Below are 18,234 nucleotides of genomic sequence, written 5' to 3'. Positions count from 1 at the left end.
GCTTCTTGACTAACATACCTATGGCGCCAGACGCTCAGTGTCCAACTATTGGCCAAGCACTAGAGTGGGGAACACAAGAGTGCGAAGTATTAAAAAGTACGCATAGTGGCGCTCAAACGCAATACACTGACCAAGATGCTAAAACGGATACTCGGATTTTACTTTGTGCAGCACTTGACGTTTCCACCGCGTATTTATTCACTTGGTCAGACAAGCAGATTGCTGCAGACGCATGGCAACAATTTCAAACCTGGATAAATGTCCGAAAAACGGGTCAACCCGTTGCCTATATTTTGGGTAAACAGGCCTTTTATGATAGTGAGTTTCTCGTTGCGCCTTGCACTTTAATTCCTCGTCCTGAAACTGAGATCCTTGTAGACCTAGCGCTTGAAAAACACCGCTTAGCTGCTGGCCCTTGTCTTGATCTGGGGACGGGAACCGGGGCGATAGGCCTGTCTATAGCCATAGCTGAGCCAACCATACGTGTTGTTGCAGTAGATTTTGTTGAGGAAGCAGTGAAGCTTGCAAAATCGAACCAAGAAAGGTTACGCGTAGCTAATTTTGAGGTCTTTCAGAGTGACTGGTTTGCTACTGTTACGGGAAAATTCGCCGTGATTGTTAGTAATCCTCCTTATGTTGAACCGGATAGCCCTTATTTGCAAATTGGAGATATTGTGCACGAGCCAATGACTGCACTTACCGCAGTAGATAATGGCCTTGCTGATATAAAAACAATCATTACCGAAGCTCCTCAATATTTATTAAAGGATGGTTGGTTATTGTTAGAACATGGTCAACACCAAGGTCCAGCGATACAAACTGTTTTTGCTCAAAATAACTTTTCACATATCACTACAATATGCGATTATGCTGGGCAACCTAGAATTACTTACGCTCAATATGAATTCATTTAAAATAACAAAAAAGGCTTTTTTATGTACATGATGTTTAAACATTTACACCTGACAGCGCTTGGTTTATCACTGGTGTTAGTCACATTGCAGTTTATTGCGCATACATTTGATATGAAATTCAAAGATGCAAAGTGGTTAAAAATTCTACCGCATATTGTTTATACTGTTTTGCTTGGCTCAGCGATAGGATTGTGTGTAGTGCTTGAGCAATACCCCTTTGTCCACGACTGGGTGACGAGCAAGCTTATTGGTTTAGTGTTATATGTGTTGATGGCAACCTTGATTATCAAATGGGCTAGAAATAACGCTATGCGCGTCGTTGGTTTTATTGGGGCTTTGACGTGGGTCATGATCACGGTGCAAGTTGCCTTTTCCAAAACGCCATTATTTTAATTATTAGAGAATTTTATGATAACAGCATGCAAAGTAGGGCAACATACAGTTGCTAATGACCAGCCTTTCGTACTTTTTGGTGGAATGAATGTACTGGAGTCTCGTGATTTAGCATTACAAATTGCAGAACACTATGTCGCGGTGACTGAAAAGCTTGGGATCCCATATGTGTTTAAAGCTTCTTTTGACAAAGCTAATCGCTCGTCAGTACATTCCTATCGCGGTCCAGGCTTAGAGGAAGGTTTGCGTATTTTTGAAGAAATTAAGCAAACATTTAACGTCCCGATTATTACTGACGTGCACGAACCATATCAAGCTGCGCCGGTTGCAGAGGTTGTTGATGTTATTCAGTTACCCGCATTTTTGGCACGTCAGACCGATTTGGTGGTAGCGATGGCGCAAACTAACGCTGTTATCAATGTGAAAAAGCCGCAGTTTTTAGCTGCCCATGAAATGCGTCATATTATTAAAAAGTTTGCTGAAGCCGGTAATGAAAACGTTCTGTTGTGTGAACGAGGTTCATGTTATGGCTACAACAACTTAGTGGTTGATATGCTTGGCATGGACGAAATGAAAACGATGGCTCCTGTTATTTTTGATGCAACCCATGCCTTACAAAAACCTGGTGGTCGTGAGTCATCCGCAGATGGGCGTAGAGCACAAGCAGCTCAATTAGCCAGAAGTGGTATGGCACTTGGGTTGGCAGGATTATTTATTGAGGCGCATCCAGAACCTAATGAGGCGAAATGCGATGGTCCTTGTGCGCTACAGTTAGACAAACTAGAGCCTTACTTAGCGCAGATGCAAGCGGTAGATGAGTTAGTTAAATCATTCCCGCCATTGGATACTTCTGCGGATTGATATTTATGGCTAAAAAGTAGGCGTCAACAGCGTTTGCATTTAATATGGACACGCTGTTGCCTGGTTTATTCTGAGATGCCTGGAATGATTTTTTCGCTTGCCTCTGCTTGTACTAATTGTTGCTCAGCTAAAGCAAGCTTTGGTAATGTTTCTTCCTTTTCTTTTTGCAGGTGATGCTTTACATCACTCATGGCGTCAGCCACTGTGGTTGCGATGATGGTTTGGATTTCTTGCGCATTCAATGTTTCATTGTTATTTACTAATATGGCTTGTGCATTCGCGCTAAAGATAAATGCAGCGACGCTAACCATGGGTATCATTCTTTTTTTGCTTGCAATTTTCTTTGGTTTTACTGGTTTCATTACTTTTCTCATTTCAATATGTTGATGGAGCTTTGCCCCTACAAATCTCATGGCCTAGCTTAACTACTGTGATGTGCCAGTCCATGTGGCGCATGATAGGGTGTTTTTTGAACAATATGAAATGAAAAGAATTATCACTTTATCATAAAAAAAACTAATGTTAGTATGATTGTTATGTCATTGTTAAATAGGTGTAATTGAATGCGTAAAAGATACCCTCCGTTAAACGCTTTACGTGCTTTTGAAGCTGCTGCTAAGCATTTGTCTTTTACCAAAGCTGCCGATGAATTGTTTGTGACCCAGGCGGCAATTAGTCATCAAATTAAGTTATTAGAAGACTATTTGCATATGAAGTTGTTTTTGCGAAAAAATAGGACCCTTCTATTGACCGAGGAAGGTCAGGCCTATTACTTAGATATAAAAGAAATTTTTGCGCATATTCACGATGCTACTGAGAAGTTGATGTCAAAAGGGGCAAAAGGTGCTATTACCATTGGTATGCCAGCCAGTTTTGCTAGCCAATGGCTGGTACCCAGAATTAATTTATTTACAGCCTTGTATCCAGATATCGATGTGCGGATAAAAGCCGTAGATTTTGATGAAAATTATCTAGATGAATCGATTGATGTTGCTGTTTATTATGGGCGAGGGCGCTGGGCTAATTTACATTCTACAAAATTACAAACGGAAACGTTAACGCCCCTATGTTCGCCATTATTATTACAAGGTGAGAAAGCGTTGAACTGTTTAGATGATCTAGCGAAACATACCTTACTGCACGATGCGTCAAGATCAGTGTGGAAGCAATGGTTATCGCATTTTAAACTCACACATATTAATGTGAATCAAGGTCCTATTTTTAGTCACTCCATGTTAGTGCTACAAGCCGCCGCACTTGGTCAGGGTATCGCCTTGGGGAATACCTTGTTAGCTAAACCCGACTTGGATTCAGGGCGACTTATAGCACCGTTTGCAGAGTCTTACGATGCCAAAGACGGTTTTTATTTGGTTTCTGAAGCGGCGTTTGCTGACCAAGAAAAAATTACCATCTTCAGAGAGTGGATTGTGCAGCAAATAGAAAGCGAGGAACATGCCAATGCCTAGTGCTCTATTCGCCCATACTCTCTTAAACAGCAAAGCTTGGTCTATTGCCGGCATGGCCATTAGTGCTATTTATGGATTGTCATACCTTTTGCTCAGTGCCTGGTCTACCCACAACCCCATGGATACTGTGGTTGCCCAAAAAAGTATCGAGATAGCATTACATACACAGATTATTCATGCATTAGCTATATTAGTTTTAGGTGCTATTTCGTTTGTTCCGGTTCTTAACAGATATGCAAAATATTTTGTTTGGGTGCAATACTTTTGGATCCTTGGTGTCATCTTGTTTAATGGGATGATTTACTTGAAGCATCTAATGGGTATTACCGATTTTGGCATGTTAACCCCTTTAGGTGGTTTTTTGTTGATAGTAGGCTGGGTATTGTTGTTTGGCGTATTTGTCTCTCTCTTTTTTACAATCAAGCGTTACCATGCGACAGAAGGTTAAAATAAATGAAGATACTTGGGTTGTTATGTTATTGTCGAGCGGGTTACGAACAAAATTTAGCGCAAGAGTTGGAACATGCAACGGCCGCACAGGGCATATTTGGTTATGCTAGTGTAAAGCTAAATACCGGTGCGGTTTATTTTCAATTTTACACACCTGATGAATTGGCTCATTGTGAACAAAAAGTCCGTTTTGTAGATTTGATGTTTGCGCGGCAATTGGTATTTGTCTTTGCCCATTTACCACAACTCAACAGAACGGATCGTTTGACTGATTTCGCCGAAGTTTTACAAGGTGATGAATTTGGCACATTTACATCGGCTGTGGTTGAACATGCAGATACCGAAGACGGTAAGACCTTAGCGAAGTTTTGTCGAAAATTCGCTGTACCACTACGACAAATGTTAAGAGCCAAGGGGGTACTCCAAAATAAAACGGTAAAAGCCAAAAATTCTCAGCAAAATATTGTTGGCAAATGCATGCATACATTTTTTGTAGAGGGTGACCATGCTTACCTTGGGGTCAGTGTCCCGAGCAATCGCAGCCGCTTTGAAAATGGTATCTACCGCTTGAAATTTCCACCTGATGCGCCTTCGCGTTCAACGCTGAAATTAGAAGAAGCTATACGGTATTTTTTATCTCCTGATGAACAACAGACATTATTAGCTGAGCATACCACTGCGGTTGATTTAGGTGCTTGTCCAGGTGGATGGACTTATCAACTCGTGCAACGCAAGATGCAAGTAGAAGCGGTGGATAATGGGGCAATGGACGAGCGCCTAATGGCCACTGGTTTAGTGGACTACTTTGCCGCAGATGGTTTTAAATATACACCACAATATGGCAAGGTAAATTGGCTGGTTTGCGATATGATTGAGCAACCGGATAAAGTGGCGAATTTAATGACTCATTGGCTAGTTAATGGGCTATGTGAACATACCATTTTTAATCTAAAGTTGCCCATGAAACAACGTTTCACAGCTATGCAAGAAGCACTAACGCACATCGAGGCGAAATTACAAGAACAGCAAATGCATTATCGTATTGCAGCAAAGCATCTTTATCACAATCGCGATGAAGTAACGGTATGTATTGTGACTGAATCCATGTAATTTGGACAAATATAGCCTGGTTAATGCCGGTGAATAGTTTGCTTAAAAATCCTTGTATGCGCTTATCAGAGAATGCCTGTTTATTAATACACGATGAGTTTTTCAAGTTATTACAAAAAAAACTATCAAATACCCCCTTAAATGCTATATAATCCGCCCGATTTTTTTATGAACCAATTAAAAGTGAATACAATGTCTGATTTAGCTCATTACAGAAATATTGGTATTTTTGCTCACGTTGACGCGGGTAAAACAACCACTACAGAACGAATCTTGAAACTTACTGGTCAAATTCACAAGACTGGTGAAGTACACGACGGTGAATCTACTACTGATTTCATGGAACAAGAAGCGGAGCGTGGTATTACTATCCAGTCAGCTGCCGTAACATGTTTCTGGAAAGATCACAGATTCAACGTTATCGATACTCCTGGACACGTTGACTTTACAGTTGAAGTTTACCGTTCATTAAAAGTATTGGATGGTGGTATTGGTGTATTCTGTGGTTCTGGTGGTGTTGAACCACAATCAGAAACTAACTGGCGTTATGCTAATGAATCTGAAGTTGCTCGTATCATCTTCGTTAACAAATTAGACCGTATGGGTGCTGATTTTTATCGTGTTGTTAAACAAACTCAAGATGTACTTGCCGCAAATCCACTAGTGATGGTGTTGCCAATTGGTATTGAAGATGAGTTCGTGGGTGTTGTTGACCTACTTACACGTAAAGCTTATGTTTGGGATGACACTGGTCTTCCTGAAAACTACTCTATCGAAGATGTTCCAGCTGATATGGTTGACAAGGTCGAAGAGTATCGCGAAATGCTTATCGAAACTGCCGTTGAGCAAGATGACGACCTAATGATGGCCTATATGGATGGTGAAGAACCATCTCTTGAAGACATCAAACGTTGTATCCGTAAAGGTACACGTACAATGGACTTCTTCCCAACATATTGTGGTTCTGCATTCAAAAACAAAGGTGTTCAATTAGTTCTTGATGCTGTTGTTGATTACTTACCAAGCCCAACAGAAGTTGACCCTCAGCCACTGACTGATGAAGAAGGTGAGCCTACAGGACGTCATGCTATCGTATCTGCTGATGAAACATTCAAAGCATTAGCGTTTAAAATCACTGATGATCGTTTTGGTGCTCTTACTTTCGTACGTATTTACTCAGGAACGCTCAAGAAAGGCGACACAATCCTAAATGCAGCGACAGGTAAAACTGAGCGTATTGGTCGTATGTGTGAAATGCAAGCTGATGACCGCAACGAGTTAGATAAAGCGCAAGCTGGTGATATCATTGCGATCGTGGGTATGAAGAGTAATGTACAAACAGGTCACACTTTATGTGATCCTAAAGACCCAGTTATCCTAGAAGCGATGGTGTTCCCGGAGCCAGTAATCTCAATTTCTGTTAAACCTAAAGACAAAGGTTCAACTGAGAAAATGGGTATTGCAATTGGTAAAATGGTTGCAGAAGATCCAACATTCCGTGTTGAAACTGATGAAGATTCAGGTGAAACCATCTTATCCGGTATGGGTGAATTACACTTAGATATCAAAGTTGATATCTTGAAGCGTACATATGGTGTTGAATTAGAAGTTGGTCAACCTCAGGTTGCTTATCGTGAAACAATCACTCAAGAAGTTGAAGATTCTTACACGCACAAGAAACAATCTGGTGGTTCTGGTCAGTTTGGTAAGATTGATTACCGTATCAAGCCAGGTGAGCCGAACAGTGGTTTCACTTTCAAATCTGTTGTTGTGGGCGGTAACGTTCCTAAAGAATTCTTCCCAGCTATTGAAAAAGGCTTTAGTGGCATGATGGAAGAGGGCGTTTTAGCTGGCTTCCCTGTGTTAGATGTTGAAGTTGAATTATTCGACGGTGGATTCCACGCAGTTGATTCATCAGCAGTTGCTTTCGAAATTGCAGCGAAAGGTGCATTCCGTCAATCAATTCCTAAGGCTGGCCCTCAGTTGATTGAGCCAATCATGAAAGTTGACGTATTTACACCAGACGATCACGTTGGTGATGTTATCGGTGACTTGAACCGTCGTCGCGGTATGATAAAAGACCAAGAAGCTGGTGCAACTGGTGTGCGAGTTAAGGCTGATATCCCACTTTCAGAAATGTTTGGTTATATCGGTCACTTACGTACTATGACATCTGGCCGTGGTCAGTTCTCAATGGAGTTCTCACATTACAACCCTTGTCCACAAAACGTGGCAGAGGCTGTAATCGAAGAAGTTCGTGCACGTAAAGCTGAAAGCTAAGTTTGAAATAGCTACAGATAAAACAGTTACTAAAAACCTACTCTTTGAGTAGGTTTTTTTTTATAAAAATAACCTGCTCAGTGTCGATGTTGTTTGAGATATTGCTGCAATGCTTGCACATGCAAACGAAGTTCATTGTGCCCTATATGCGCCTTGTGTTCCTCATGACTTTTACGCATATACAAGTGACTTACAATTAGCTGAGTAATCGGGGACATGTGTTTAGCTAAGTCTGTATTTTTACCTTCCAACCATGACTGAAATCCTGTGGGAGGTAATTTTTGTATTTGAACATCTAAGGTCGGGTACTGTTGTAGACAAAGTTTTTTTGCTTTTACATATTGTTTTAACACTTTATCGGGTTGCGATTTCTGTCTCAACCCACTATAGAAGTAAATTGCGAATATACCGGCCATCACTCCTAGGAACAAAAAACCTCGAGTTATGGAGTCGTTTATCCCTAATTTTTTTAGGATATCGTCAAATAAATCCCCGTCCGTATTTTGATTGAACCTTGCGATTTCTTTTTCCCATCCAAACTCCAAATGATTCAGCCAGGATGAAAATTGTTGAGAAAAACCAACTTTACTATAATAATCCCAATCAAAAATTGAGGTGTCTTTGGCTGGGCTCTGTGTAAGTGCGTCACGTAATCCGGCACTAATCCGTGTTGGGGCAATCGTCGCTGTAGGATCTAATCGTATCCATCCTTGTTCACTATTGTAGGTTTCTACCCAAGCATGCGCATCATATTGATAGACCGACAAGGAATTATCATCTAAAAGTTCTCCCCCTTGGTATCCTGCTACTAAACGGGTTGGGTAACCCGCTAGTCTTAAAACATACCCTAGCGCACTGGCATAGTGAGAGCAAAACCCGCTTTTTACATCAAATAGGAAGGTATCAATCACATCGTTTGGCATCAATTCAGGCTCCAATGTATAACGAAAGTTTTCTGCTAATAAATAAGCGTCAAACGCTGCTATTAAACTGGCTCTGTCAGTATGAATTTTGCTTAATTCTTTCACCCATGCTTGGGTTCTGGGGTTACTTATCTTGGTCAATGTGGATTGGTGTTGAACAGTGCTATCTAAATTCTCTGTATCATTTACGGCATTGGGGGCATGAAAATTATCTGGGAGTTGAAGATATCTTGCCACATCTAGGTTGTGTTCTTTGAGAGGATAATGCAACACACTTTCCACGCGATAAAATCCGACAGCGTTGATTGGGTATTGGCTATGGACGGCAAAATCAGCAGTGGGGAAAAACGTTTGTTGGGTCCCCTCAGAGTGCACCTTGAAAGGTCTATCAAGACTCACTGCATAATGTGATTGGTTCTTTTGTAATTGAATACTGTATGTGACCTTTCTTATTTTTCCCAAGCTTTTATTGCTGGAATTAATGACATTTTCTTTTTTGGGGGCCAGCGTTGATGTTTTAGAGACGATGGTTTGTTGGGCTTTTTGTTGGTTACTAACAAACCACTTCACGCCATCAAATGCATCCACACTTAAACTACGCCAATACCGCTCGTGGTAATGTGGCACAGCAGAAGCTTCTGTAAACGTAGCAATAAACGCAAGCTCATTCGATTGCCCCAGTTTCGCAATATCGCCAGGTTTAATCGTATCAGTCAGTCCTGTAGTATCTTGTTTAGGCAATGGCATGTGCCACAAAGCAGGTAAAGTGGGGATAGCGAAAAATAATAGCAGAGCAATGGGCAGGGCCTGTAAACAGATCAGGACTACTTTTTTATTCATCTTTGCTAGGTTTTGTTTTGGTGCAAAGTGCGCGGCTAACGTTAAAAACAATAAGAAAAGCACCGTAATATATAACAATAGATGCAGAAGATCAGAGTGAAAAACGAATCCAATACCTAATAAGAATACTAGGCTTAATAAAATCGCTTGGAGATCCTTTTGTGTATGCAGCACCATTATTTTGAGACTACTCGCTAACACGAGCATATTGATCATCGTCTCTAATAGTGCCATTTTCGTGCTGGCATATATTAAAAAACCTCCTGCTAGAACAGCAATAATATTGAGCATTGTTGCACTAGGTACATGCTGATATAAACCTAAATATAAAAGAAATCGCAGAATCACAGCCAAGACACTGGGTAACAGGATCCAGATAGAAATCGCTTCATATAACGTTGCGATTAAAATAGTGAAGCATAGGGTGATGAGCAAAAAACTAATGTTTTGAGCTGCACTTCTAGGTTTGTTTGCTATCGACTCGCCAAAGGTATTAGGTGTATACATTTTAATGCTTCCCCAAAATACTTTGTGCGGTTTTGGGGAAACTTGCTAGTGCAGCTAGGCATTGCTCTTGATGTTCTTCCCCCTGACCAGGCTTGATGTGTACATGCGGTAAAAATAACCCGTATACAATATTGTTTTGTTGGCAATAATTAATCTGATAACTTAACTGTCCTAGGGCTTTTTCTATAGGCGTATCAATAGGGAGATGTAAATAGCCTTTGGGGTTCACATACCCACTAAATTCTTTCGTCATCATTTGGCCTGTCCGAGCCATTTGTTTCCAAGCCACTGAGTGTAAAGAATCGCCGATTTGGTATTTGTTTAATCCGGCAAATTCTTCATGTTGTTCATTCATTTTGCCCGATAATGACGAACTGTTTATATCAGAATGTAATTGAGGTATTTCATCCATGTGTAATTTACTCGCAATAGGGCTAGGGTACACAGTTATTAATTGGACAAACTGTAAATGCGTCCAACACCTAAACAGTCCTAATGGATAATCACATTGCAAAGTCATTCGGGGTAAGACGTAAATCCCTCTCGTTTGGGTAAAATATCTGACATTCGCGATATTTTCAGCGTCATCTAATTCGATAGATTGATAGCGAATCTTTTGCTTGGTTTGGGTTTGCATGAAGTTAATCCACAAAGTACCGCGAGCAGGTGTGCCTGTTTTACTAGGTAAAATATGCAAAGGAATAGCCGCAGTGGTCCCAGCAAAAATGGGTTTTATCATTCCTAAAGATACATAGAGACGGGAAAAATTGAGATAGCTAGCAAACATGTGAACAATAAATAAACTCAATAAAAAAAAGCTTAATAAACGCAGGATATTACTTTGGTAGTTTGTTGCGATTAAGAAAATAAAAATGGTGACACATAAGAACAGGTAACCAAATACAGTAGGTAAAATAAAGATAGATTGATTATCCAGTTGAAACGTATCCGCTTTAGGGATGCGCTTATTCAACCACGCCAAATGTTGCTTTTGAACAAACTGCCTGAGGGCATGCATCATTTTAGATTACCATTACACAGCTTTAGCCAGGAGAGGATCAATCGCATCTATTAATAACTCACTAAGCATTTGCTCATCGCTGAGTTCGGTCAGTCCTGAACGCAGACGATGTTCAGCTACACTAGGTAACACCGCTTGCACATCCTCGGGGATCACAAAATCCCGTCCTTCAAGAAAAGCCCAAGCTTTGGCTGCTCGTAACAACCCTTTGATGGCACGTGGGGATAGAGCGTTGGGAAATTCAGGTTGAGTCCGAGTGTGAGTGGCTAATCGTAAAATATAATCCAGCACCGCATCAGAAACATACATTTCGCGCACTTTTTTCTGAGCTTGTTGAAGCTCTACAATAGTTAGAGCGGTGGTCGCCGTCGCTCGATTATCATCATATTGTTCGAGCAACATACGTTTTTCGGCGGCATTGCTTGGATAACCAAGTTGGATACGCATCAAAAATCGGTCTAATTGAGATTCCGGTAAAGGGTAGGTGCCACTTTGAAAAGATGGATTTTGAGTCGCAATGACAAAGAAAGGCTGAGGGAGTGCATATGTGTCGCCATCGATACTGACTTGTTTTTCTTCCATAGCTTCTAATAATGCTGATTGGCTTTTCGGGCTGGCGCGATTAATTTCGTCAGCCAAAACTAATTGATTAAAAATAGGCCCTTTGTGTAATTTAAATGAATGTGTCGCCTGTTCAAAAATGGAGACTCCCAGAACGTCCGCTGGCAGCAAGTCTGAGGTAAATTGGATCCGAGTATCGGCCATACCAAATACCGCAGCAAGTGCATGAGATAAAGTGGTTTTGCCCATGCCAGGTAAATCTTCAATCAATAAATGACCATTCGCGAGTAAACAAGTGATGGCTAATTGAATTTGTTGTTCTTTGCCCAATAAAGCTTGGCCAATGTTATCAATCGCGCTACGGAAAGCAGGTTGCATTCTGTATCCTCTAAAACTTTATCTTAAGCATAGTTAAATATCTTGCTCAATGCGTATAAAAACGACTTAACAGGTATATCTAACAATTTTATATAACCAATAATATCGACACATTAGTCACAAAAATGAGATGAAAACCATTTTAAATATCAGGTACAATAAGATGAGTTTATTTACCAAGGACATGGCAATGGCGTTACACCCTCGTGCAGGCAAACCAGCAACAAACACCGATTTAATTAATATTCCACATCTGATCAGTGCGTATTACACGCTATCTCCAAATGTCTCAGAGCCAACACAGGCAGTTACTTTTGGTACATCAGGCCATCGTGGGAGTGCATTGAATACGTCATTTAATGACGCTCATATTGCGGCAATAGCACAAGCTTTAGCTGAGTATAGAGTCGCAGAAAAGATCACAGGACCTTGTTTCATAGGTATTGATACTCATGCTTTGTCAGTTCCTGCATTACACACAACACTAGAAGTACTGATTGCGAATAAAGTCTCAGTCGTTTTACAGGCAAATGGTGATTACACGCCAACACCTGTGATTTCACGAATGATATTACAACATAATGCACAGCAGTCTGATTTAGCCGACGGTGTAGTGATTACGCCTTCACACAACCCCCCACAAGATGGCGGGTTCAAATACAATGCTACGCACGGTGGTCCAGCAGATACTGCAGCGACACAAGCTATCCAAAACCGAGCTAATGCACTCCTTGCAGAGCAAAATACAGCCGTACAGCGCATCTCACTAAAAGAAGCACTACAGTCTGAACTACTGATTGAAGCTGACTTTGCCCAAGATTATATTGATGATTTGTGTAATGTTATTGATATGGCAGCAATTAAAGAAGCGAAGTTAGCCATAGGTGTTGATCCACTTGGTGGAGCAGGGACCCGATATTGGTCAATGATTGCCCAGACGTACGATTTAAATATTACTGTGATTGATGACACGATCGATCCTACTTTTCGATTTATGCATCTAGATAAAGACGGACAAATTCGTATGGATTGTTCTTCTCCTTATGCCATGGCTGGATTATTAGAACACAAAGACAAATATGAACTAGCTTTTGGCAACGATGCCGATTTTGACCGCCATGGTATTGTTACACCCACTCACGGACTGTTAAATCCTAATCACTACTTAGCGGTTGCCATTGATTATGTGTTAACACATAGACCCGAATGGGCGAAAGATCTAAAAATCGGAAAAACATTGGTCTCTAGCAGTATGATTGATCGCGTTGTTGCGCATCGTGAACGTGAATTGGCGGAAATGCCGGTTGGCTTTAAGTGGTTCGTCTCTGGGTTACTTGATCAAACCATCGGTTTTGCTGGTGAGGAAAGTGCGGGAGGTATTTTTCTAAGGCGTGACGGAAGTCCATGGGCAACAGATAAAGACGGTTTTATTTTGTGCTTATTAGCAGCAGAGATAACGGCTAAAACAGGGCTTAACCCAGGCCAGTATTATGCTAAGTTGACCGAACAGTTTGGTACACCATATTACAAACGCATAGATGTAGCTGCGACATTGGAGCAAAAGTCTTCCCTGGCAAAAATGGACACCTCTGTTATCACTGCCACGCATATCGCAGGCGAACCCATTACAGCAATGCAAACTCATGCGCCTGGCAATAATGCTGCTATTGGTGGCCTTAAAGTGTCAACTGAGAACGGTTGGTTCGCTGCGCGACCCTCTGGTACTGAAAATGTTTACAAAATTTATGCTGAAAGTTTTGTGAATGAGGCACATTTAGACGCTTTACTAACAGAAGCACAGGCACTCGTTACCGAAGTTATTAGCTAAAAATCGTCAAACAAGTTGTTTCGGTGTCATTTTTTTGATGCTGAAACAAGGATTTGTTAAGTTACTGGTTAAATATGTTAATGGAACGTTAAAAAGTGAGGTTTTGAATTCGTATTCATTGTTTTTCTTTAGTTATTTAACGTTTATTTAACACAAAGTCTGTATTTCCTCTGTTAAACTAATTCCGACTTTAAGATTTAAGGAATTTTTTCATGGCAGGTTTGACCCCTTCATTAAACAAAGCAGAGTTTAAAGCCTCTGTTATTCGTCATCTTCACAGTACACTCGGTACGGACGAGAATAAAGCTAATAATCACGCATGGTGGAAAGCAACTAGTGCAGCAGTTCAAGAACTGGTGTTAGAAGGTTTGCGCAAAACACAAAAAACACACTATATGAATGATACTCGTGCGGTTCATTATTTGTCTGCTGAATTTTTAATGGGACGTTTATTATCAAATAATATGCACAATTTCGGTGTTTTTACTGAAGCTGAAAAAGCGTTGAAAGAACTCGGCGTTAATCTAACTGACGTACTAGAAGAAGAGCCAGATATGGCATTAGGTAACGGTGGTTTAGGGCGTTTAGCTGCGTGTTATATTGATTCATTGGCGACTTTAGAACTACCCGCTATTGGTTATGGCTTACATTACGAACATGGTTTATTCCGTCAAGAAATCCAAAACGGTGAACAAATTGAACGTCCAGATAGTTGGCGTGATTATGGTAATCCATGGGAAATTTGTCGTCCTGAATCCATTCAAGAGATCCCATTATATGGTTACGTAGAAACGAAGTACGGTGCCAATGGAGGGATCCAAAAAGAATGGCATCCTGCAATGATTGTTAAAGGTGTGCCTTGGGATATTCCGGTAGTAGGTTATTCTGGTAACACCGTAAATGTATTGCGTTTATGGCAGTCAGAAGCATCGGATTATTTCAACTGGGATGTATTCAACGCTGGCGGCTATGTGGATGCGCAACGCGAAAATGTTCAAGCCGAAACGATTTCTAAGGTGCTTTACCCGAATGATGAAACTGAAGCAGGTAAAGAGCTTCGTTTGATTCAGCAATATTTTTTCTGTGCATGTTCCTTAAAAGATATTATTCGTCGTTACAAACGTGCTCATGGTGATGATTGGTCGCGTTTTGTTGACCAAGTTGTGATTCAACTCAACGACACGCATCCTGCTATTGCGATTCCTGAACTAATGCGTATTTTGGTTGATCGCGCTGAGTTGGACTGGGATAGCGCATGGTCTATTTGTACCCAAGTATTCGCATACACTAATCATACGCTATTACCAGAAGCGTTAGAAAAGTGGCCAGTACGTATGATTGAAAAGATCTTACCAAGACATATTGAAATTATTTACGAAATTAACCACCGCTTTTTATCGGAAGTTGAGAAAACATGGCCGGGTGATAATGCCATGAAAGCAAAACTATCTATTATCGAAGAAGCCGATGAAAAAATGGTACGCATGGGTAATTTATCGGTTATTGGTTCTTTTGCAGTAAATGGGGTAGCGCAGATCCACTCTGAGTTAGTCAAGAAAAACTTGTTCCCAGAGTTTGAAGAAATGTGGCCAGGTAAATTAACAAATGTAACTAATGGGATCACCCCTCGACGTTGGTTAAAGGCTTGTAACCCTAAGCTTTCTGCATTGATTGACAAAAAGGTTGGAGCTGATTGGCCGTTACATTTGAATAAATTAACGGGTTTGGCGAAACACGCCAACAATAAGACGTTCCAAAAACAATTTATGAAAGTGAAGCAAGAAAACAAAATTGCATTAGCGCAAGAGATTGAAGCACTCACCGGTATCAAAGTGAGTACAAAAGCAATTTTTGATATTCAAATTAAACGTCTGCATGAGTACAAACGTCAACATTTAAACTTATTACATATCTTAGCCTTGTACCGTCGTTTGTTAGAAAACCCTGATTATGATATGCATCCACGAGTTTTTATTTTTGGCGCTAAAGCTGCACCAGGGTATAAACTCGCAAAGGATATTATTTACGCGATAAATGCCGTTGCTGAAAAAATTAATGCTGATTCACGTGTGAACAACAAATTACAGGTCGTTTTTTTACCGAACTATCGTGTTTCGTTAGCTGAAAAAATGATCCCGGCAGCAGATGTTTCCGAGCAAATATCTACAGCAGGTAAAGAAGCATCGGGAACAGGTAATATGAAACTGTCTCTCAACGGTGCTTTAACGATTGGTACACTAGATGGTGCCAATATTGAAATTGCGGAAGAAGTGGGTGATGACAACATCTTTATCTTTGGTTTAACAGTTGATGAAGTCGCTGATCTTAAAGCATCTGGTTACAACCCTTATGATTATTACTACCAAAACCCTGAGTTAAAAGCGGTCATTGATTGGTTGGACACTGATTACTTTACTCCAGGTAAACCTGGTGCTCTGTCTTCAATTAAGCATAGCTTATTAGATGGTGGTGATCCTTATCTTTGTTTAGCGGATTTTGCAAGTTATGCTGATGCACATTCACGTTTAGACGCTGCGTACCGTGATCAACAAGAATGGGCTAAAATGGCCATCTTAAATACGGCGCATATGGGTAAATTTACTTCGGATCGTTCTATTCAAGATTATGTCGAAAATATCTGGAAACTAGCGCCTTGCTCAGTGAAGTAACTGACACGGTTTTATCCATTAGAACATAAGTTGTATAATAAGAACCTGTATATTTCTGGATGTGAGATATACAGGTTTTTTGGTATAAGTAGAATAATAAAAAGGTTGATTAATGTCATTTTTACAACGTTCTAGAACGGCTAAGACGCTAGCATATGAAACATATTCGTTGGGCACACATACCAAAGTAACAGTGCATTGTGCAGGTGTTATTGAGTTTTCACCTCTTCAGCCAGTGCAGGAATTTGGGCAAGTTAAACCTACGAATCCTACCCGTATTAAATCCATTATTTATTCATGTGGTGTACATGGCAACGAAACCGCACCTATTGAGATATGTGATGCTTTAGTGACTGATATTTTAAATGAAACGGTCATCGTTAAACATCGAGTGATGATTCAATTCGCTAATCTACTCGCTATGGATATTGGTCAGCGTTTTGTTTCCGAGAATATGAATCGTTTGTTTAGTGGTATGCACTCGCACAGCGCAGATGATTCAATAGAAGCGCCAAGAGCAGCATTACTAGAACAGTTGACCTTCGACTTTTTTGCACGTGGTCCAGTTGGAGCAAAACGCTATCATTATGACTTGCATACGGCAATTCGAGCGGCTAAGTATCCTCGTTTTGTTGTTTACCCTTATCTAGATGGACGCTCTTATGATAAGGAACAAATATCCTGGTTAGCTGGGGCCGGGATCCAAGCAATCTTGCTCTCGGAATCACCCACAACGACATATTCATATTATTCTGCACATGTTTGTCAAGCTCATGCCTTTACCGTTGAGTTAGGGAAGGTACAACCTTTCGGTCAAAATGATATGAATGATTTCACATTAGCTCGAGACTTTCTGTTTAATTTGGTAATCAGTGAAGATTACGTGGCACCTGATGCTCCTATGCCTGTGTTATTTAGAATAAAGCAAGCCATCATGCGTAATCATAAGAATTTTAAATTACACTTTTCAGACGATACCCCCAACTTTACGGCTTTTGCCAAAGGAACAGTGTTGGCTAGTGAATTTGATGATACCCAACAAGAATTCATCGAATATACGGCTCAAATTGATAATGAGGCGATAGTTTTTCCAAACGCGGATGTCGCATTAGGACAACGAGCGTTATTGACCTTGGAAGCGATTGAGCCAACAGATATCCCCATCGACTAATTAACAAATATACAGGACAACCATGAGCTTTTGTTTAGATCAACGCTTACAAAACGATACAATTTTTCTTACTGATTTTTCTCTATGTCGCTTATTATTAATGAATGACAAGCAGTACCCTTGGCTTATTTTAGTGCCAAGAGTGGCAAATCTGACGGAAATGCACCAATTAGACCTACACCAAGTCACCTTGTATAATCAGGAGTCAATGGCGGTAAGTCAGTTTCTTGTGGATTGTTATGCACCGGAAACTCTTAATATAGCTGCACTTGGTAATATTGTAAGGCAATTACATGTCCATCATATTGCAAGATTTACATCAGATAAGGCATGGCCAAAACCTATCTGGGGATTATATGAATCTCAACCTTATTCTGATAGAGAGGTTTCAGAGATACGCCAGCAATGCTTGGCTAATGAAAGCATTAAACAGTTATTAGTAGCGCCTAAATAAAAGGCCGAAACCCACATTATTCATTAATCAATAAAGGACTAAACATGATTTTAACCACCACGCAAAATGTAGAAGGCAGAGAAGTTCAAGATTATCGAGGTATTGTTGTTGGAGAAGCCATTACAGGTGCAAATTTCGTTAAAGATATCTTTGCTTCTGTGCGAGATTTGGTTGGCGGTCGTTCAGGTGCTTATGAAAACGAACTGAATAATGCCCGTAAAATTGCGTTTAAAGAACTTGAAGAAGATGCAATGGCAATAGGCGCTGATGCGGTTATTGGTATAGATATTGACTATGAAGTCCTGGGCCAATCTAACGGAATGTTTTTAGTTTCCATCTCTGGTACAGCAGTTACATTTAAATAATTCAACACGCTGCGCCAAAAATACAAACTTGAAATAATGCGAC

General features: G+C 40.5%; 16 protein-coding genes. 12 read left to right on the top strand and 4 right to left on the bottom strand.

Going from position 1 to position 18,234, the window contains the following annotated elements; all coding sequences use genetic code 11:
* The first annotated feature begins 5 nt into the window (after nucleotides 1-5).
* Genes prmC through kdsA form a run of 3 tightly spaced genes read left to right on the top strand, consistent with a single transcriptional unit; the run spans nucleotide 6 to nucleotide 2,168 of the window.
* Nucleotides 6-914 (top strand): peptide chain release factor N(5)-glutamine methyltransferase, encoded by a 909-nt coding sequence (prmC, locus tag NLF92_RS01640; RefSeq protein WP_254098182.1) that lies wholly within the window; start codon nucleotides 6-8, stop codon nucleotides 912-914.
* Between the two features lie 27 nt (nucleotides 915-941).
* Nucleotides 942-1,307 carry a SirB2 family protein gene (locus NLF92_RS01635; protein WP_254098181.1) on the top strand — a complete coding sequence of 122 codons (366 nt, stop codon included), beginning with the start codon at nucleotides 942-944 and terminating at the stop codon, nucleotides 1,305-1,307.
* A 15-nt stretch (nucleotides 1,308-1,322) separates the two neighbouring features.
* A complete protein-coding gene (kdsA, locus tag NLF92_RS01630) occupies nucleotides 1,323-2,168 on the top strand; it encodes a 3-deoxy-8-phosphooctulonate synthase (RefSeq protein WP_254098180.1) in 846 nt (281 codons plus the stop codon).
* 65 nt (nucleotides 2,169-2,233) lie between these two features.
* Here kdsA and NLF92_RS01625 read toward each other — a convergent pair whose 3' ends face one another.
* On the bottom strand, nucleotides 2,234-2,530 hold the full coding sequence (locus NLF92_RS01625; protein WP_254098179.1) for a hypothetical protein: 297 nt from the start codon (nucleotides 2,528-2,530) through the stop codon (nucleotides 2,234-2,236).
* Between the two features lie 201 nt (nucleotides 2,531-2,731).
* On the opposite strand from NLF92_RS01625, the gene NLF92_RS01620 reads away from it, so the two are divergent.
* The 4 genes from NLF92_RS01620 to fusA all read left to right on the top strand — a co-directional run bounded on the left by NLF92_RS01620 (nucleotide 2,732) and on the right by fusA (nucleotide 7,474).
* Complete coding sequence (locus NLF92_RS01620; protein ID WP_254098177.1) at nucleotides 2,732-3,634, top strand: transcriptional regulator GcvA; 903 nt, start codon at nucleotides 2,732-2,734, stop codon at nucleotides 3,632-3,634.
* A complete protein-coding gene (locus tag NLF92_RS01615) occupies nucleotides 3,627-4,082 on the top strand; it encodes a DUF423 domain-containing protein (protein ID WP_254098175.1) in 456 nt (151 codons plus the stop codon). The genes NLF92_RS01620 and NLF92_RS01615 overlap by 8 nt, the downstream gene beginning before the upstream one ends.
* 5 nt (nucleotides 4,083-4,087) lie before the next feature.
* A complete protein-coding gene (gene rlmM, locus NLF92_RS01610; protein ID WP_254098173.1) occupies nucleotides 4,088-5,194 on the top strand; it encodes a 23S rRNA (cytidine(2498)-2'-O)-methyltransferase RlmM in 1,107 nt (368 codons plus the stop codon).
* 192 nt (nucleotides 5,195-5,386) lie between these two features.
* Nucleotides 5,387-7,474, top strand: coding sequence for an elongation factor G (gene fusA, locus NLF92_RS01605; protein WP_254098171.1), 2,088 nt, complete (start codon nucleotides 5,387-5,389; stop codon nucleotides 7,472-7,474).
* Between the two features lie 77 nt (nucleotides 7,475-7,551).
* Here fusA and NLF92_RS01600 read toward each other — a convergent pair whose 3' ends face one another.
* The 3 genes from NLF92_RS01600 to NLF92_RS01590 are packed head-to-tail and all read right to left on the bottom strand — an operon-like array spanning nucleotide 7,552 to nucleotide 11,704.
* Nucleotides 7,552-9,744: a transglutaminase TgpA family protein gene (locus tag NLF92_RS01600; protein ID WP_254098169.1), complete on the bottom strand. Its 2,193-nt coding sequence runs from the start codon at nucleotides 9,742-9,744 to the stop codon at nucleotides 7,552-7,554.
* A 1-nt stretch (nucleotide 9,745) separates the two neighbouring features.
* Entirely contained in the window at nucleotides 9,746-10,765 is a 1,020-nt protein-coding gene (locus NLF92_RS01595) for a DUF58 domain-containing protein (protein ID WP_254098167.1), read from the bottom strand.
* Nucleotides 10,766-10,777: 12 nt separating this feature from the next.
* Nucleotides 10,778-11,704, bottom strand: coding sequence for an AAA family ATPase (locus NLF92_RS01590; protein WP_254098166.1), 927 nt, complete (start codon nucleotides 11,702-11,704; stop codon nucleotides 10,778-10,780).
* 190 nt (nucleotides 11,705-11,894) lie between these two features.
* Here NLF92_RS01590 and pgm point away from each other — a divergent pair, with 190 nt between their 5' ends.
* From pgm to NLF92_RS01565, 5 genes are all read left to right on the top strand, one after another.
* Nucleotides 11,895-13,532, top strand: coding sequence for a phosphoglucomutase (alpha-D-glucose-1,6-bisphosphate-dependent) (gene pgm, locus NLF92_RS01585; protein WP_254098321.1), 1,638 nt, complete (start codon nucleotides 11,895-11,897; stop codon nucleotides 13,530-13,532).
* Between the two features lie 212 nt (nucleotides 13,533-13,744).
* A complete protein-coding gene (locus NLF92_RS01580) occupies nucleotides 13,745-16,201 on the top strand; it encodes a glycogen/starch/alpha-glucan phosphorylase (RefSeq protein WP_254098163.1) in 2,457 nt (818 codons plus the stop codon).
* Between the two features lie 112 nt (nucleotides 16,202-16,313).
* On the top strand, nucleotides 16,314-17,372 hold the full coding sequence (gene astE / locus NLF92_RS01575; RefSeq protein ID WP_254098162.1) for a succinylglutamate desuccinylase: 1,059 nt from the start codon (nucleotides 16,314-16,316) through the stop codon (nucleotides 17,370-17,372).
* Nucleotides 17,373-17,394: 22 nt separating this feature from the next.
* Nucleotides 17,395-17,826: an HIT domain-containing protein gene (locus NLF92_RS01570; RefSeq protein WP_254098160.1), complete on the top strand. Its 432-nt coding sequence runs from the start codon at nucleotides 17,395-17,397 to the stop codon at nucleotides 17,824-17,826.
* A gap of 44 nt (nucleotides 17,827-17,870) precedes the next feature.
* Complete coding sequence (locus tag NLF92_RS01565) at nucleotides 17,871-18,191, top strand: heavy metal-binding domain-containing protein (protein ID WP_254098159.1); 321 nt, start codon at nucleotides 17,871-17,873, stop codon at nucleotides 18,189-18,191.
* The last annotated feature ends 43 nt before the right edge of the window (nucleotides 18,192-18,234 follow it).

It is taken from the genome of Opacimonas viscosa (genome assembly GCF_024199005.1).
GTDB lineage: Bacteria > Pseudomonadota > Gammaproteobacteria > Enterobacterales > Alteromonadaceae > Opacimonas > Opacimonas viscosa.
Note: the sequence above shows the minus strand (reverse complement) of the source record. Positions and strands in the feature narration are given on the sequence as shown.

Bases quoted from the DNA above. Each gene is read 5' to 3' on its own strand.
- NLF92_RS01580 (WP_254098163.1), top strand. From the start codon at position 13,745: ATGGCAGGTTTGACCCCTTCATTAAACAAAGCAGAGTTTAAAGCCTCT.
- NLF92_RS01595 (WP_254098167.1), bottom strand. From the start codon at position 10,765: ATGATGCATGCCCTCAGGCAGTTTGTTCAAAAGCAACATTTGGCGTGG.
- NLF92_RS01590 (WP_254098166.1), bottom strand. From the start codon at position 11,704: ATGCAACCTGCTTTCCGTAGCGCGATTGATAACATTGGCCAAGCTTTA.
- rlmM (WP_254098173.1), top strand. From the start codon at position 4,088: ATGAAGATACTTGGGTTGTTATGTTATTGTCGAGCGGGTTACGAACAA.
- NLF92_RS01600 (WP_254098169.1), bottom strand. From the start codon at position 9,744: ATGTATACACCTAATACCTTTGGCGAGTCGATAGCAAACAAACCTAGA.
- astE (WP_254098162.1), top strand. From the start codon at position 16,314: ATGTCATTTTTACAACGTTCTAGAACGGCTAAGACGCTAGCATATGAA.
- pgm (WP_254098321.1), top strand. From the start codon at position 11,895: ATGGCGTTACACCCTCGTGCAGGCAAACCAGCAACAAACACCGATTTA.
- NLF92_RS01570 (WP_254098160.1), top strand. From the start codon at position 17,395: ATGAGCTTTTGTTTAGATCAACGCTTACAAAACGATACAATTTTTCTT.
- fusA (WP_254098171.1), top strand. From the start codon at position 5,387: ATGTCTGATTTAGCTCATTACAGAAATATTGGTATTTTTGCTCACGTT.
- NLF92_RS01635 (WP_254098181.1), top strand. From the start codon at position 942: ATGATGTTTAAACATTTACACCTGACAGCGCTTGGTTTATCACTGGTG.
- NLF92_RS01565 (WP_254098159.1), top strand. From the start codon at position 17,871: ATGATTTTAACCACCACGCAAAATGTAGAAGGCAGAGAAGTTCAAGAT.
- NLF92_RS01615 (WP_254098175.1), top strand. From the start codon at position 3,627: ATGCCTAGTGCTCTATTCGCCCATACTCTCTTAAACAGCAAAGCTTGG.
- kdsA (WP_254098180.1), top strand. From the start codon at position 1,323: ATGATAACAGCATGCAAAGTAGGGCAACATACAGTTGCTAATGACCAG.
- NLF92_RS01625 (WP_254098179.1), bottom strand. From the start codon at position 2,530: ATGAAACCAGTAAAACCAAAGAAAATTGCAAGCAAAAAAAGAATGATA.
- NLF92_RS01620 (WP_254098177.1), top strand. From the start codon at position 2,732: ATGCGTAAAAGATACCCTCCGTTAAACGCTTTACGTGCTTTTGAAGCT.